Source organism: Haloarcula sp. CBA1115, from assembly GCF_000827835.1.
GTDB classification, from domain to species: domain Archaea; phylum Halobacteriota; class Halobacteria; order Halobacteriales; family Haloarculaceae; genus Haloarcula; species Haloarcula hispanica.
This window is the reverse complement of the sequence record NZ_CP010529.1, coordinates 447,276-460,583: the sequence shown is the minus strand read 5'-3', so window position 1 is coordinate 460,583 and position 13,308 is coordinate 447,276. Positions and strand designations below refer to the sequence as shown.

Sequence of the window (13,308 nt, the reverse complement as noted above, 5' to 3'; positions counted from 1 at the left end):
ACAAATTCGATGTCATCCATGATAAAATGTGTCATAGTTAGCCATAATAATTCATGAAATTTTCCACCCGGCCAAATATTTGGGGTTGTATTCATGAATAGATGTGTGAACACTCCGCAAGGTCTATTACCGGGACAGGGTTTTGCATGATTAATGAACACGGGCGCCTTCGTGTGTTCCTGTGGGGGATCGTGCGATATCGACCTCGAAGCGGTACGGGACGGTGTCAGCGATGTCGACGTCGTGGCCAGTTCCGAACTGCTCTGTCAGGACGGCCTGGCCGGGATGTCACAGGTCATTGAGGAGTACGATCTCGATCAGGTCATCGCGACGACACCGGAACCGTCGTGTCAGGAGCGCATCCGCGGGCTCGCCGACGAACACGGCCTTCACCCCGAGGCGTCGGTGTTCGTCGACCACCGGGAAACCAACGCCTGGGTCCACGACGGGGCCGCGGCCACCGACAAGACGGCCCGTCTCATCAATGCAAAGCGGGCCGGCCTCCGCGAGGAAGCGCCGTCGCGGACGGTGTCGAAAGACGCCGGGAACCGCGTCGCCGTCGTTGGTGATCCGGAAGCAGCGCGGTCACTGACCGACGGCGCCGACGTGACGTTCGTTGCGGACGGGCGGGACTTCGCGGACGTGGAAGGGCTCGGCGACGTGACGATGGAGCGCGGCCGCGTCGTCGACATCGATGGCTCCTACGGCGAGTACGAACTCACGCTGGAAGCCCGCGTCACCGACGACTGCATCGACTGCATGGACTGCGTTCGAGAGGGGCCGGACGGAATGGTGATCGAGTTCCCTGTCGATATTCACCCCGACGCGCCCGACGGCGAATGGACGAACATCTGCCCGACCGACGCTATCGATCTGGACGGCGTCACCCACACCGTCGAAGTCGACCAGGTCATCTACCCCGGCGGCCGGGACAACGCCCGCGGTGGCCGGCTTGGCTTCTATACGGGTCCCGTCGACGCCGGAACCATCGCCGCCGTCGAATCGCAACTGGGCGGCATCGAGAAGCCGCAGTTCCTCGACCTCGATATGGACGTCTGTGCCGCCGGGGCATCTAGCCAGGAGGGGTGTACGGCCTGCGTAGACGCCTGTCCCCACGGCGCGGTCGACCGGCCCACTATCGATTCAGTCGAGTTCGACGAGGCAGCCTGCGAGAACTGCGGGGCCTGTACGAGTTCCTGTCCGACGGGCGCGACACAGCTCCGCGAGCCCTCGAACCGGCGGCTTGCGCGCGAAGTCGAGGCGCTGCTGGAAGACGACACGGACGAGGGACTACTCTCGCGTGGCGACAGCGCAGGTATCGACACGCAGGTCATCGCGTTCGTCTGCTCGGAGTACGCCGCCGAACGGCTCCGCGCACACGGACGCAAAGCCGTCCAATCGGGCGATCTCGACTACCCACCGATTCTCCCGGTGCAGGTCAACTGCACGGACACGGTCGGTGAAGCACACGTCATGCACGCGCTGGCGGCCGGCGCGGACGGCGTCGCCATCGTCGGCTGTGGCGGCTCCTGCCTCCACTCTGGCCCGGACCCCAAGCAGGAGCTGGTCGACCGGCTCAATCAGGCGACGACCGATCTGGGCCTGGGCGACCGGGTCGGCTTCTTCGCGCCGGAGGCCGGCAACCCCCAAGCCTTCGTCGAATCGCTGTCTGGCTTCGTCGAGTTCGGCCTCGACGAGACGCCGATTCCGGCTGGCGACTACGAGGCGACCGGCCGCAGCGACACCGACCGCGAGGAGCCCCGCCCCAATCCCGACTTCGACAGCCACGGCTGGACCTTAGAGAGTGTCCGAACCATTCTCGACCACGTCGAGCCCGAACGCGAGGTGATCCGCGGGCTGAAGGACTTCGGCGTCATGGACGTCAACGACGCGTGTACGCTGACGCCGACCTGCACGAACCTCTGCCCGACTGACGCTATCAAGCGAACCGGCAAGGGCGAACTGGCGTTCAACCACGCGGACTGCGTGAACTGCGGCCTCTGTGAGGAGGGCTGTCCGGAGACGGCGATCACGATGCGCGACGGGCTCGACCTCTCCTTGCTCCCCGAGAACCGCGACGGCGAGGCCTGGGTGACCGTCCACGAGGGCGATATGCTGGAATGCGTTCGCTGTGGCAAACCGTTCACCAGCGTCGCCTCCGCCGACAAGATCGAGGCGGAGGTCGGCGACCGGGTCGAGGGGCTGGCCCCCGACGCCGACCACAGCGTCTTCGAGTACTGCAGCGACTGTCGGAGTCGCCTGCTGTTCGACCAGGGGGAGAAACGATGAACGACGCGGCTGTCTACGAGGCCCGCCTCGAACTGGTGGACTTCGTCATCGACGTGTTCTGGGACGTGCCCGAAGAGGCGTTCGTCGAGCGGCTGTTGAGCGGCGAGGTTCAACTGCCGGAGGACTCCATCAACGACCAGCTGGACGAGGGTTTCGAGATGCTGCAGGCGTGGATAGACGACAACACTGACCGGTCGGTCTCGGACGTGCAGGACGAACTCGAACGGGAGTACACGGACCTGCTCGTCGGCCCGCGGCCGCCGGTGTTGCCCCACGAGACGAACTACCGCGAGGACACGGAGTTCATCGGCGAGGGGCTCGCCGAAGTCGATGCCAGCTACGGTGCGGCAGGCTGGGCACCGCCCGAGGACTACCCCGAAGAGGACGACTTCATCGCCGTCGAGCTGGCGTTCCTGCGGTATCTCATCGAGCGCCAGCGCGAGGGCGACGAGGAGACCGTCGGCTACGAGCGGGTGTTCATCGAGCAACACCTCAGCGAGTGGGTCATCGACTTCGCCGACGAGATGCGCGAGGAAGCCGACGAGGGGCTGTTCCTCGCGGCGGCGCTCATCTGTGAGGGGCTGGTCCGCTTCGAGGACGAGATCGTCGCGCAGATCGGCTAGCAGGGCGGCTACCGGATACGGAGCACGAGGCCCGTGCTTGCGATGAGGCCGACGACCAGCAGGACCTTCACCGCGGGCAGCAGGAACGCCATCGTCTGTTCCATGAAAAAGAGCGACCGCCAGGAGTTGACCGACCGTGCGACGACTGCGACGGCTCCCGCGCCCGCGACCAGCACGCAGAGGAGCGTGACTGACGCCGCCGCGACGACGCCGAAGGGGTTCACACGCAGTCGCTCACGCATCGGGCACCACCCGCCGACCGACGACGAGGACCACGAACAGCGGGACGAGAACGATCAGCAGCCGGCTGACGAACAGGCCGATGTAGCTGATAGTCGATTTGAGGTGAATCTCCCAGTGCCAGCTCCCCTTGAGCTCGGCGATGAGTCCGATCGTTCCGACGACAAGCAGTGACAGCGCCAGCAGCGTAGCGAGAGTGTAGACCAGGATTCGAAGATATCCGAGGAGCGAGACGGCTGTCAGCCGGGAGTCCGATTGTTCGGTGGCCATCAGGTTCCCTCCCCGGTCCAGTGCTGCTGATAGATATCGTACGTGACGACGGCGAGGACGACCAGTCCGACACCGAGGACCGCCGTGCCCATATCGGGTGGAAACGGGAGGGTGAGTCCCGATTCCGAGTGTATGAGTATAGTTAACATGGTATATGGTACGGAATGTCAAGTAAAAACCGTTGCGACCTGTTCCCTTGAGACAACGTTTTTCTCCACGCAGACCTACCCTTGTGATATCATACCATGAACTCGCGCCGAGGGCTGCTGCTTCGACTCTCCGCACTCTCCGGAGCAGCCGGTCTCAGCGGGTGTTCGTCCCTGCTGGCCAGGCAAGCGGAGTCGCCGACGGGTGACCTCGACCCGAACCCCCGAGCCGACGAACTCCCGAGACGGCAACACGCCTGGAACGCGCGCCTCCGGAGCGACGCCGCCGGCAACGACCTGTTGCCACGTCATTTCCGTCTGTTCATGCTCGACCTCGACGGGTCACCGTCGGATTCTGCCGCGGAGACTGTCGAGCTAGCGATGCGAACACTGGAAGACGCCTACGAGTTCACCAGTTCGGGGCTCCTGCATATGCTCGGCTGGGGGACGAGCTACTTCGACACCTACGGGTCGCTCGATTCGTCCCCGATACGCAGCCCGCGAGTCCTCTCCCGGACGGACAACCCCGACCTGCAGTCTTTCGACGCGATGCTCGTCCTCGCGAGCGACGTTCCCTCGCACCTCGCGGCCGCCGAGTCGGCGATGTTCGACACGCGGCCGACGCTCGCGGACGCGGAGATTCAGGGTCGACTCGGCGACGTGTTCTCCGTCGCCGACCGCCGCGGCGGCTTCATCGGCGAGGGGCTCCCGGCGGCCCACGCCGACGCGGAGGGCGTCCCCGCCGACATCCCCGAGGAGTCGTATATGTTCTCGGGCTTTTTCGCCGGCCGGGCCGGGACGCAGGCCAGCGAGGACCGCGTCACCATCGACGACGGCCCGTACGCCGGCGGGACGACGATACACCTCTCACGAATCAACGAGGCCTTCGACAACTGGTGGGAACTCGCCCAGTCCGACCGCGTCAAGCGACTGTTCTCGGCGGAGTTCTCGCCGGAGGACATCGATAGAGGTACCCTCCCCTTCGCCGACATGGTCCGCGAGCACGCGAGCACAGAGGGGGAGGTCGGCCACTTCGAGAAGGTGGCCCGCGCCCGCAAGGACGGGGAGCCGATTGTCCTCCGGCGCGATTTCAACACGATTGACGGCGGCCAGGCCGGGATTCACTTCCTCTCGTTACAGGAACGCCCGCGTGACTTCGAGGAAGTCCGGGACGCGATGAACGGGTGGTGGCTCCGGGAGGAACACGAGGAACTCCGGGATCGACAGAACAACGGCCTGCTGGAATTCATCGAGGTTGCGTCACGCTCGAACTTCTACGTCCCGCCGCGTGACAAACGGGTCTTCCCGGCCCCGTAGCTGTCGCTCGCATGTAGAGAGGGGCCACGAAAACAGTACGAACCTGACGCCGGCAGCGGGTCACTCCTCGTCGTCGTCCGTCGTCGTGTCGTTCTGGTTCACGTCGCCCGGCCAGACGCCGTGGTCCCAGACCTCGAAGTCGTTGAACGTCTCTGTCGCACCCTTCGGTTTCCACTCACTCTCTTCGTGTGCCATTGTATATCATCTGTCGTAGTGGCCGGGCTTAAGTTTTGGTGCCGTCACTCAGACGGCGTTCCCGGCGGTTTCTGCTCGTCCGAGACTTCGTCGAGGAACGCGTTCGCGTAGAGGTCGACGTGCATCTTCAGCACGGTACTCTCGTCGATTCCGCTCTCCTCGGCCTGCCGACGGAGCAACGCGGCCAGTTCTTCTGTCGGTTCGTACCGTACCTCGCGGCCGTCGACCTCGAACGCCACGTCGTGGGACTGTGAGACGAGGTGTTCGATCTCCAGCAACGCCTGCTCGACTTTCGTTTCCATCGCTTCGTCGATGTCCTCCAACCGCCGGTCGGCCCACTCCTGAGCGGCCTCGTACAGGCGGTCGCTCACCTCGAAAGCGAGTGTCAAAACGACACCCCTTCACCCTCGAACTCGGGCGTCCACAGCGTCGTCTCCTCACATACCGGACAGTCCTGCCGGCGCGGCTGCCCCTCGAACGCCGAGAGGTCTATCATCTGGCCGCATTCTTCGCAACTGTAGTACGTCATTCTTCCGACGGGGGCCACGACTGCGGGGCCGGGTCTGACTCGGTTATCTCGGAGTACAGAACCACGAGCGCCCCGAGGACGATAGTCAGCACAAGCACTCCGGCGAGACCGCCCAGCGCGTTCTGACCGACGAACGTCGCTGTTCCGGTCGCGAAGTTGATGGTCGACAGTACTTCGAACAGTGTCAATAAGAGCCAGACGAAGGCCCCCAGTACCACGAACGTGAGTATCTTCGACTGGTGGACCGCGGTTCGGAGTGTCATTGTCGTTCGTGTATGACAATGACCAGCAAGCATTATAAATATAGGGCGTCACTCGTCAGCGAGTTCCCACTCCGCCTTCTCTGCGGCGTCGGCGAGCGGGATGAACTCCCAGCCCGTCCGGTCGGCGATGGGCTCGTCGTCCGGACGGCCGACGAGGACCATCCGCTCGGCGTAGAACATCGAGTGCTCGCCGATGTCGGCGAGGCGTTCGGCCGGTTCCTGACCCGCGCCGCTGAAGAAGTCGGCATCGATGCCGTGGTCACGCTGGAACTTGTTGATGACGAAGGCGTCGACGTCGCCGACGATACCGACCCAGTCGGCCCACGCCCGCGCCTCGCGGAAGACCAGTTGCGGATCGGCGAACTGCCGGGCCGCGTCGTAGGTCACAGCCATCGTCATGTCGTCGATGCCGCCGCCGTGGGGACCGCTCGCTTCGACGGGTTCCTCGCCGGCAGCGGGGTCCTCGGCGACGTTCGAGGCCGGGTCTGTGTCGGTCGCGGCCGCGCCGCCCGCGCCGCCGCTGTCTGTCGGAATACCGACCGGCTTGTCCTTGTTCTCCCGCGGGACGTGGGGGACCGCTTGGCCTCCGGGGTCTGCGCTGGCGGTATCTCCGCCATTCCCTTCGACACCAGTGTCCGAAGCAGGACCCGTATCTGTGGCCGCGCCGGGACTCTCAGCCTCGGTATCGCTGTCGGGCCGTACCGATTCGGTCCCAGTCGCTCCGGAGTCGGGTTCGTCTTCGGGGTCGCCATCACCACTCCAGAACCAGTCGCCCCGGTTCGGCGTCTCCTCGTCGTCCTGTACGTCGAGTTCGTCGAGGTCGATTTCGTCTGTCATTCTCCGAGTGTCGTGTCCGCTGGTCGTGTCGATTGGTCGACGGCGTCCGCGAGGCCGAGTCGCTCGATTGTCTCGGGGGTGGGCCGGCCGTCGGCGTCCCAGCCGCGCTGGCTGTAGTACTCGTCGAGCATCGCGTCGAACGACTCGGTGTCGATTGCCGCGCCAGCGTTCGGGCCAGAATCAAGCGGTTCCTGCAGCTTTGCCGGGAGTTCGTCGTCGGCTCGGGAAACGCCCTCCCGGACGTTGAACAGGCGCGTGAGCGTCCAGACCCGCTCGCCGACCGTCGCGAGGTCGCCGTCCGTGTCCAGGCCGATAGCGTCGAGCCACTCCGCGCCGAGGTCTTCGAAGGCGTCGCCGACGAAGTCGTCGACGACGAGGCACCACAGCACCGAGCGCTGGTCCTGTTCGCGGATGACGGCCGCGGCCGCCCGCTCCGGGTCCCAATCGGAGTCGAAGGCTTCCCGCTCGATGGGGAGCGCCCGCCGATGACAGGCCCCGCGGTCGCTGGTCGCGTACGCCAGTGCCATGCTCCGTGCGCCGCGGGGGTCGTACGCGGGCAGTTCCATAGCCTTGACCGTCGGCAGGAGGTCGTCCCCGCCTAGACGGGCCGAGGCCGCGTCAACGCCGTCGGCCAGAGCGTCGCCGAGCGTCGACTCCCGCGCGACGATTTCTTCGAGGAGCGCTCGCGCGTCGTCAGGACTCCCGTAATCGAGCGATTCCGCAAGCAGGCCGGCGTCGCCGGCTTTGATAGCCCACGCGACGGCGCTTCCGGCGCTGATGAGGTCGAGCCCCAGTCGGTTGCATGTCTCGCCCAGCGTCGCCACGGCGTCGAAGTCGTCGATGCCAAGCCCGGCCCCAAGGCTCATCGCCGTCGCCCCGCGCGGGACGGTTTCGCCGTCCTCCGTCTGGACGCGGAACCCGCCGGGGCTAGCATCGTCGTCGTACTCCCGCCCCGCGGCGAGTTCCTGCACGGCTTCGATACCGACCCCGTCGGCTCCCTCGAACTGGCCGTCTTCCCAGCCGCGCGTCGAGAGCGCGCCGATCTCGTTGGCGAAGTCGACCGTTTCGACGGTCCCGCTGGCGTTGAGCCACTGTCCGGTGTCGCCCTCGCGGTACCGCTTGGCGTACTGCTCCCGTAGCTCCGCGAGGTCCGTCGGCGGCTCACCGCGGACGACGACGGCTTTCAGCCGTTTTGCGCCCATCACTGTTCCGGCACCGCCCCGCCCCGCGTGGTGTTCGCCGCCGTCAGAAGCGATAGTCGCGAACGCGACGCCCTGCTCGCCCGCCGGGCCGATACACGCCACCGCAGCCTCGGGGAACGCTGCGTCGGTTTCGGCTGTATCCTGCCCCCACGTCTCGGCGGGTTCGACCGTCGCGCCGTCGGCCTCGACGACGAGTTTGACCGGCTCCGAAGCGCGCCCGGTGACAAGAATCCCGGTGTGGTCCTGCAACGCGCCGGCCAGCGTGTCCGGGAACGTCCCGCCCGCATAGGAGTCGAGGAAGCCGCCAGTCAGGGGCGACTTCGTGACCGCCGCGTAGCGTGTCTCGCCGGGGAGCAGCCCGGAGACCGGCCCGAGCATGAACAACAGGACGTTCTCGGGGCCTAGCGGGTCGGTGCCTGCGTCGAGTTTGTCGTACAGGTACCGAGCGCCGAGTCCCTTGCCGCCCACAAACTGGCGACGCCAGGCCTCCGGAACCGGACAGCTCTCGACCGATGCCGACGACAGGTCGACGTGGAGCATCCGGCCCCGATTGGCTACTGTCATCATACCTCACTCTTCCGTCTGTCGACTAAAGGATTACCCACAGCACCAAGCACCTTTCTGCCAGACCCGAGAAGGCAGGGTATGCGCGCAGGTGTCATCGTTGCGGGCGGTCGGTCGACGCGGTTCGGCGACAGCGACAAAGCCGTCGCCGACCTCGCGGGGACGCCGATGATTCGCCGCGTCGCCGACCGACTGGGACAGGTCGTCGACGAACTCGTCGTGAACTGCCGCGAGGACCAGGTCGAGGCCATCGACGCGGCGCTGTCGGGCCACACCCTCGACCCGACGTTCGCGCTCGACGAGGACCCCGATCAGGGGCCGATGGCGGGCATCGCAACCGGTTTGGGGGCCGTCGATAGCGAGTACGCCGCCGTGGTGGCCTGTGATATGCCTTTCGTCGATCCCGCGTTCCTCGACTATCTGTTCGAGCGGGCAGCGTCCCACGAGGCCGCGGTGCCGCGCCCGGACGAGTGGTTCCAGACGACACAGGCGGTGTACCACGCCGAGGCAATGCAGGCGGCCTGCCAGCGAGCGCTGGAACGCGGCGAGCACAAAGTCGTCGAACCGCTGTTCGACCTCGATTACGTCGTCGTCGAACGCGAAGAGATACTCGAATGCACCTCACTTGATACGTTCAACAACCTCAATACCCGCGAAGAGTTCGAGGCCGCTGGCAAACGATTTTGAACAAGCGGTGCCGGTGTCGGCTCGATCTCAGACGACTGCCACCAGTGGGTCGTCGGCTCGCATTTCCGCGAGCACCACGCGTGGCACGTCGGCGCGGTCGTGAATCCCCTCGGCGACAGCCCGCGCGTTCGTTTCGAGTCTCTCGTCGTCGACCATGTTGAGTAGCGGAATCTCGGTCGCGTCGGGAGGGATGTCTTTCAGCCCGCCCTGTTCGTGGGCGAGGACCGCGGCGACATCCTGTGGTCGAATCTCGTCGCCAGGATCGAGCCCGGTAATCGCGGCTACCTCGTCGACGCGGTGGACGATGTCGTCGGTCAGGGGTTCGCCGACGACGTGCGCGCTGGCGATGGGAACGACCGTCGATGCGGTCGGGGGTAGCTGTGGCTCCCGGTCGCTCGGTGCTTTGAACTCACGCATCCGCGCGCCGTCGGCTTTCACCAGAATCGGGTGGTCGACGTCTGCCAGGTCGGCGACGGTTTCCGGGTCGTAGCCGCGGTAGCGGTCCGGCCGCTCCTGTGTCGGGACGACGCCCAGCGGCCACGCAGACGCCTCGTCAATGGCTGTCCGTGGGGTTTCCGTCACGACAACGTCCTCGACCCACCCGTCGAAAATCGGAATCCGAACCGTCGCGGTGACGACGGCGTGTTCTAGTCGCGCTGCGAGCGCTGCCATCGTCGTCTTCTTCCCCCCAGCGCCGACGAAACAGGTCGTTCCCCGCCGCGCGTCCAGCGCATCGACGATGTTCATACGCAGTGCACGGCAGTCGCCGAATTAATCGTTACCCTGGTGCGCGCGACGACGGAACCGGACCAGTCACGCCATTTAAGAGGTTGTGCTGTGAACAGTTAGCAAGGAAATGCTCGAAGACGACTTCGGTCGCGAGGTCTCCGGTGTCCGCGTCTCCCTGACCGACCGGTGTAACTTCGACTGCGTCTACTGCCACAATGAGGGGCTGGGCGACACACGGGGCCCGATGGAGGCACAGGACGACGAACTCACTGCCGACACCATCGTGGCCTTCCTCGAAGTCGCCGCCGAGTTCGGCGTCGACTCGGTGAAGTTCACGGGCGGGGAGCCGATGCTCCGGGAGGACTTAGAGGAAATCGTCCGGCGCGCCCCCGACGAGATGGAGGTGTCGATGACGACCAACGGCACCTTCCTCCCCGGCCGCGCCCCGGACCTCGTCGACGCGGGCCTTGAGCGGGTCAACGTCTCGCAGGACGCGCTCGACAGCGAGGCCTTCGCCGAGCTGACACAGAGCGGGGCCTACGACCGCGTCCTCGAAGGCGTCGAAGCGGCGCTGGACGCCGGCCTCGCGCCGGTGAAGCTCAACATGGTCGTGTTCGAGCCGACCGCAGGCTACGTCCCGAAGATGGTCGACCACGTCGCCGAGAACCCCGGGCTCCAGCTCCAGCTCATCGAGTACATGCCGGAACTGGCCGGCCATCCGGAGTGGGCCATCGACATCGACCGCGTCCACGACTGGCTCGAAGACCGCGCGGACACGGTTGAACACCGGGAGATGCACGACCGCAAGCGCTACTGGATACACAGCACCGAGGCGGCGGTCGAAGGGAGCGGCGCGACCACCTCGCTGGCCGCGTCCGACGGCGGCGTTCAGACGGAACCGGTCAACAACCAGAACAGCGGGATGGTCGAAATCGTCGACCCAGTCGGCAACGAGAACTTCTGTGCGAACTGTCATCGCGTGCGGCTCACCCACGACGGCTACCTCAAGGGCTGTCTGAACCGCAACGATGACCTGCGTGACATCGGCACGACCAAAGAGTCGATGCGCGCCGCGTTCCGCGAGACGGTCGACACTCGCGTCCCCTACTACGGCGAGTACATGATTGAAACCGAGGACGGCGAGTGGGAGATAAACGAGGAGTACATCGACACCGACGGGGACCGTGCGCCCTACGAGTACTCGGAGTAGCGGTCGCCGCGGGCAAGCGCTCTTACTGTTCCATCGTGAAAACCGGCCAGGATGAGTCTCCCGCTCCGCGACCGAACCGCGATTTCACTGTCGTGGAACGAACTCACCGGCGCTGTCGGGGACTCCGCGACGGTGCTCCCGGTCGTCGTGGCCGTCGCCGTGCTGACGGAGCTCTCGCTCCCGGTCATGCTCGTCTGGTTCGGCGTTTTTCAGGTCGTCTGGGGGCTGTACTACGGCGTCCCGATATCGGTCGAGCCGATGAAGGCCTTCGCCGCGCTGGTCATCGCCGGGACTATCTCCACCGGCGAACTCGTCGTTGCGGGGCTCCTGCTGGCGGGCATCCTGCTCGTACTCGGTACCACGCGGTCGCTCGGGACGGTCAATCGGTACGTCGACGACACCGTGGTCCGGGGGGTCCAACTCGGCGTCGCGCTGGTCTTGCTGGAGACGGGCGTCGGTCTCGGGCTCAGCGACCCAACACTCCTGGTCGTTGCCGTCGGCCTTGTGGCCCTCTTCGCACTTCTGGGCTACAGTGGGCAGAGCGCCTTCGCCGTCTTCGTCCTCGGCGTCGTTCTCGCCCTCGCGGAGACCGGCGTACCGACGCCGGCCGTCCCCGCTGTCGACGCCATGTTCATGCTTCCACGCATGACACTGTCGGTGCAAACGGCAGAGGCCGTCCTCGCCCAGATTGCAGTCACCGTCGGCAACGCCGCCCTCGCCACGTCAGTCCTGCTTGCAGACTACTTCGATCGGGACGTGTCCGCGGACCAGCTCTCGAACAGCATGGGGCTGATGAACCTCGCCGCGGTCCCGTTCGGCGCGTTCCCGATGTGTCACGGGAGCGGCGGCGTCGCCGGAAAGTACGCCTTCGGTGCCAGAACGCCCGGCGCGAACCTGCTACTCGGCGCGGGCTACGTCTTGACTGCGTTCCTCGCCGTCGGCGTCATCGCGGCCTACCCGACGGCGCTGCTCGGGGTCATTCTGGTACTAATCGCGCTCCAACTGGGCTGGACCGGCGTTTCCAAAACGGACGACCTGGCGGTCGTCGCGGCAATCGGCGTCCTCGGCGTACTCGTCAACCTCGGTCTCGCGTTCGTCGTCGGCGTCCTCGTCCAGCAACTGCGCACCCAGTTGTGACTCAGCGGCTGGCCCCCACACGCTTGTATCAGGAGCCCGAAGGGTCGACTGATAGATGCGCCCCGCAACGGAACTCGAAAACTTGCTCGGAGAGGCGGAGTCACTCACCATCGTCTGTCACAACAACCCCGACCCCGACTGCCTGGCCAGCGCGCTCGCACTCGGTCGCATCGCGGCCGCCGTCGGCATCGACGAGCGACGCATCCTCTACAGCGGCGAGATCTCACACCAGCAGAACCGCTCGTTCGTCAATCTGCTGGAGATGGACATCCAGGAGTTCGATGCAGCCGACGTGACCGACCGGGAATCCTCGGAATTGCTCGCCTTCGTCGACCACTCGATTCCGGGGGCGAACAACCGGGTCCCCGAAGACGTCTCGGTCGACATCGTTATCGACCACCATCCCGCCGAGGATATCAGCGCCCGGTTCGTCGATCACCGGGTAGAAATCGGGGCGACGGCGACGATACTGACCGAGTACCTGCGGGACCTCGACATCGAACTCGACGACCGCTTGGCGACGGCGCTACTGTTTGCCATTCGACGCGAGACGCTGGGCTTCCTGCGCGGCGTGACGACAGACGAGCACGGGGCGGCCGGCTTCCTGACAGCGGCGGCTGATTCGGACCTGTTGCGCCAGCTTTCCTCGCCATCAGTCAGTGGTGCGACCGTCGACGCCATCGCGGACGCAATCGAGAACCGGACGGTCAAAGGCTCGGTGTTAATCTCGCACGTCGGCCGGACACAGGAGCGGGACGCACTACCGCAGGCGGCCGACTACCTGGCGACGCTCGAGGGCGTCGAGACGGCCATTGTCTTCGGCATTGTCGAGGACACCATCCAGCTCAGCGCCCGGTCAACGGACTCCCGTATCAATATCGGTGACGTTCTGGACGCATCGCTGGGCGATGTCGGGAGCGCGGGTGGTCACAGAGAGATGGCCGGCGGCGAGGTCCCGCTTGGCATTTTCGCCGACTACACGAGCGACGACGCCGTGCTCGTCGACATCGTCGAGCAAGTGATTTCGGCGCGGCTGTTTGCCGGACTGAACCTCTCTGAAAAGGACTGAG

17 protein-coding genes are annotated in these 13,308 nt (G+C 65.5%); 7 read left to right on the top strand and 10 right to left on the bottom strand.

Annotation, left to right across the window (positions count from 1 at the left end; all coding sequences use genetic code 11):
• Positions 1-153: 153 nt before the first annotated feature.
• Both SG26_RS02095 and SG26_RS02090 read left to right on the top strand, forming a co-directional pair.
• Positions 154-2,289 (top strand): 4Fe-4S dicluster domain-containing protein, encoded by a 2,136-nt coding sequence (locus SG26_RS02095; protein ID WP_050036719.1) that lies wholly within the window; start codon positions 154-156, stop codon positions 2,287-2,289.
• Positions 2,286-2,912 (top strand): molecular chaperone, encoded by a 627-nt coding sequence (locus SG26_RS02090; protein WP_014040696.1) that lies wholly within the window; start codon positions 2,286-2,288, stop codon positions 2,910-2,912. Before SG26_RS02095 ends, SG26_RS02090 begins: the two co-directional genes overlap by 4 nt.
• Before the next feature lie 8 nt (positions 2,913-2,920).
• Here the strand turns inward: SG26_RS02090 and SG26_RS02085 are convergent, their stop codons facing one another.
• From SG26_RS02085 to SG26_RS21475, 3 genes are read right to left on the bottom strand one after another with little or no spacing between them, the layout of a single operon-like run.
• Positions 2,921-3,154, bottom strand: a complete 234-nt coding sequence (locus tag SG26_RS02085) for a hypothetical protein (protein WP_050036718.1) — start codon at positions 3,152-3,154, stop codon at positions 2,921-2,923.
• The gene (locus tag SG26_RS02080; protein ID WP_014040694.1) at positions 3,147-3,422 is read right to left on the bottom strand and encodes a hypothetical protein; all 276 of its coding nucleotides are present in this window, start codon (positions 3,420-3,422) and stop codon (positions 3,147-3,149) included. The genes SG26_RS02085 and SG26_RS02080 overlap by 8 nt, the downstream gene beginning before the upstream one ends.
• Complete coding sequence (locus SG26_RS21475) at positions 3,422-3,571, bottom strand: hypothetical protein (protein ID WP_014040693.1); 150 nt, start codon at positions 3,569-3,571, stop codon at positions 3,422-3,424. Before SG26_RS21475 ends, SG26_RS02080 begins: the two co-directional genes overlap by 1 nt.
• Before the next feature lie 96 nt (positions 3,572-3,667).
• Between SG26_RS21475 and SG26_RS02075 the strand changes: the two genes are divergently transcribed.
• Positions 3,668-4,885 carry a hypothetical protein gene (locus SG26_RS02075; protein ID WP_050036717.1) on the top strand — a complete coding sequence of 406 codons (1,218 nt, stop codon included), beginning with the start codon at positions 3,668-3,670 and terminating at the stop codon, positions 4,883-4,885.
• 60 nt (positions 4,886-4,945) lie between these two features.
• Here the strand turns inward: SG26_RS02075 and SG26_RS21850 are convergent, their stop codons facing one another.
• Genes SG26_RS21850 through SG26_RS02055 form a run of 6 tightly spaced genes read right to left on the bottom strand, consistent with a single transcriptional unit; the run spans position 4,946 to position 8,478 of the window.
• Positions 4,946-5,080: a hypothetical protein gene (locus SG26_RS21850; protein ID WP_008313251.1), complete on the bottom strand. Its 135-nt coding sequence runs from the start codon at positions 5,078-5,080 to the stop codon at positions 4,946-4,948.
• 44 nt (positions 5,081-5,124) lie between these two features.
• Complete coding sequence (locus SG26_RS02070) at positions 5,125-5,469, bottom strand: hypothetical protein (RefSeq protein ID WP_174878659.1); 345 nt, start codon at positions 5,467-5,469, stop codon at positions 5,125-5,127.
• On the bottom strand, positions 5,466-5,609 hold the full coding sequence (locus tag SG26_RS21470; protein ID WP_004516231.1) for a hypothetical protein: 144 nt from the start codon (positions 5,607-5,609) through the stop codon (positions 5,466-5,468). The genes SG26_RS02070 and SG26_RS21470 overlap by 4 nt, the downstream gene beginning before the upstream one ends.
• Complete coding sequence (locus SG26_RS02065) at positions 5,606-5,872, bottom strand: hypothetical protein (RefSeq protein WP_014040690.1); 267 nt, start codon at positions 5,870-5,872, stop codon at positions 5,606-5,608. Before SG26_RS02065 ends, SG26_RS21470 begins: the two co-directional genes overlap by 4 nt.
• 48 nt (positions 5,873-5,920) lie before the next feature.
• Positions 5,921-6,709: a hypothetical protein gene (locus tag SG26_RS02060; protein ID WP_050036716.1), complete on the bottom strand. Its 789-nt coding sequence runs from the start codon at positions 6,707-6,709 to the stop codon at positions 5,921-5,923.
• Positions 6,706-8,478 carry an aldehyde ferredoxin oxidoreductase family protein gene (locus SG26_RS02055; RefSeq protein WP_050036715.1) on the bottom strand — a complete coding sequence of 591 codons (1,773 nt, stop codon included), beginning with the start codon at positions 8,476-8,478 and terminating at the stop codon, positions 6,706-6,708. The genes SG26_RS02060 and SG26_RS02055 overlap by 4 nt, the downstream gene beginning before the upstream one ends.
• 78 nt (positions 8,479-8,556) lie before the next feature.
• Between SG26_RS02055 and SG26_RS02050 the strand changes: the two genes are divergently transcribed.
• Entirely contained in the window at positions 8,557-9,162 is a 606-nt protein-coding gene (locus tag SG26_RS02050; RefSeq protein ID WP_050036714.1) for a molybdenum cofactor guanylyltransferase, read from the top strand.
• Between the two features lie 27 nt (positions 9,163-9,189).
• Here SG26_RS02050 and yqeC read toward each other — a convergent pair whose 3' ends face one another.
• A complete protein-coding gene (gene yqeC, locus SG26_RS02045; RefSeq protein ID WP_050036713.1) occupies positions 9,190-9,909 on the bottom strand; it encodes a selenium cofactor biosynthesis protein YqeC in 720 nt (239 codons plus the stop codon).
• Between the two features lie 109 nt (positions 9,910-10,018).
• On the opposite strand from yqeC, the gene moaA reads away from it, so the two are divergent.
• Genes moaA through SG26_RS02030 form a run of 3 tightly spaced genes read left to right on the top strand, consistent with a single transcriptional unit; the run spans position 10,019 to position 13,307 of the window.
• On the top strand, positions 10,019-11,101 hold the full coding sequence (moaA, locus tag SG26_RS02040) for a GTP 3',8-cyclase MoaA (RefSeq protein WP_014040685.1): 1,083 nt from the start codon (positions 10,019-10,021) through the stop codon (positions 11,099-11,101).
• Positions 11,102-11,152: 51 nt separating this feature from the next.
• Positions 11,153-12,238 carry a putative sulfate/molybdate transporter gene (locus SG26_RS02035; protein ID WP_050036712.1) on the top strand — a complete coding sequence of 362 codons (1,086 nt, stop codon included), beginning with the start codon at positions 11,153-11,155 and terminating at the stop codon, positions 12,236-12,238.
• A 55-nt stretch (positions 12,239-12,293) separates the two neighbouring features.
• Positions 12,294-13,307: a bifunctional oligoribonuclease/PAP phosphatase NrnA gene (locus tag SG26_RS02030; RefSeq protein WP_014040683.1), complete on the top strand. Its 1,014-nt coding sequence runs from the start codon at positions 12,294-12,296 to the stop codon at positions 13,305-13,307.
• Position 13,308: the final 1 nt, after the last annotated feature.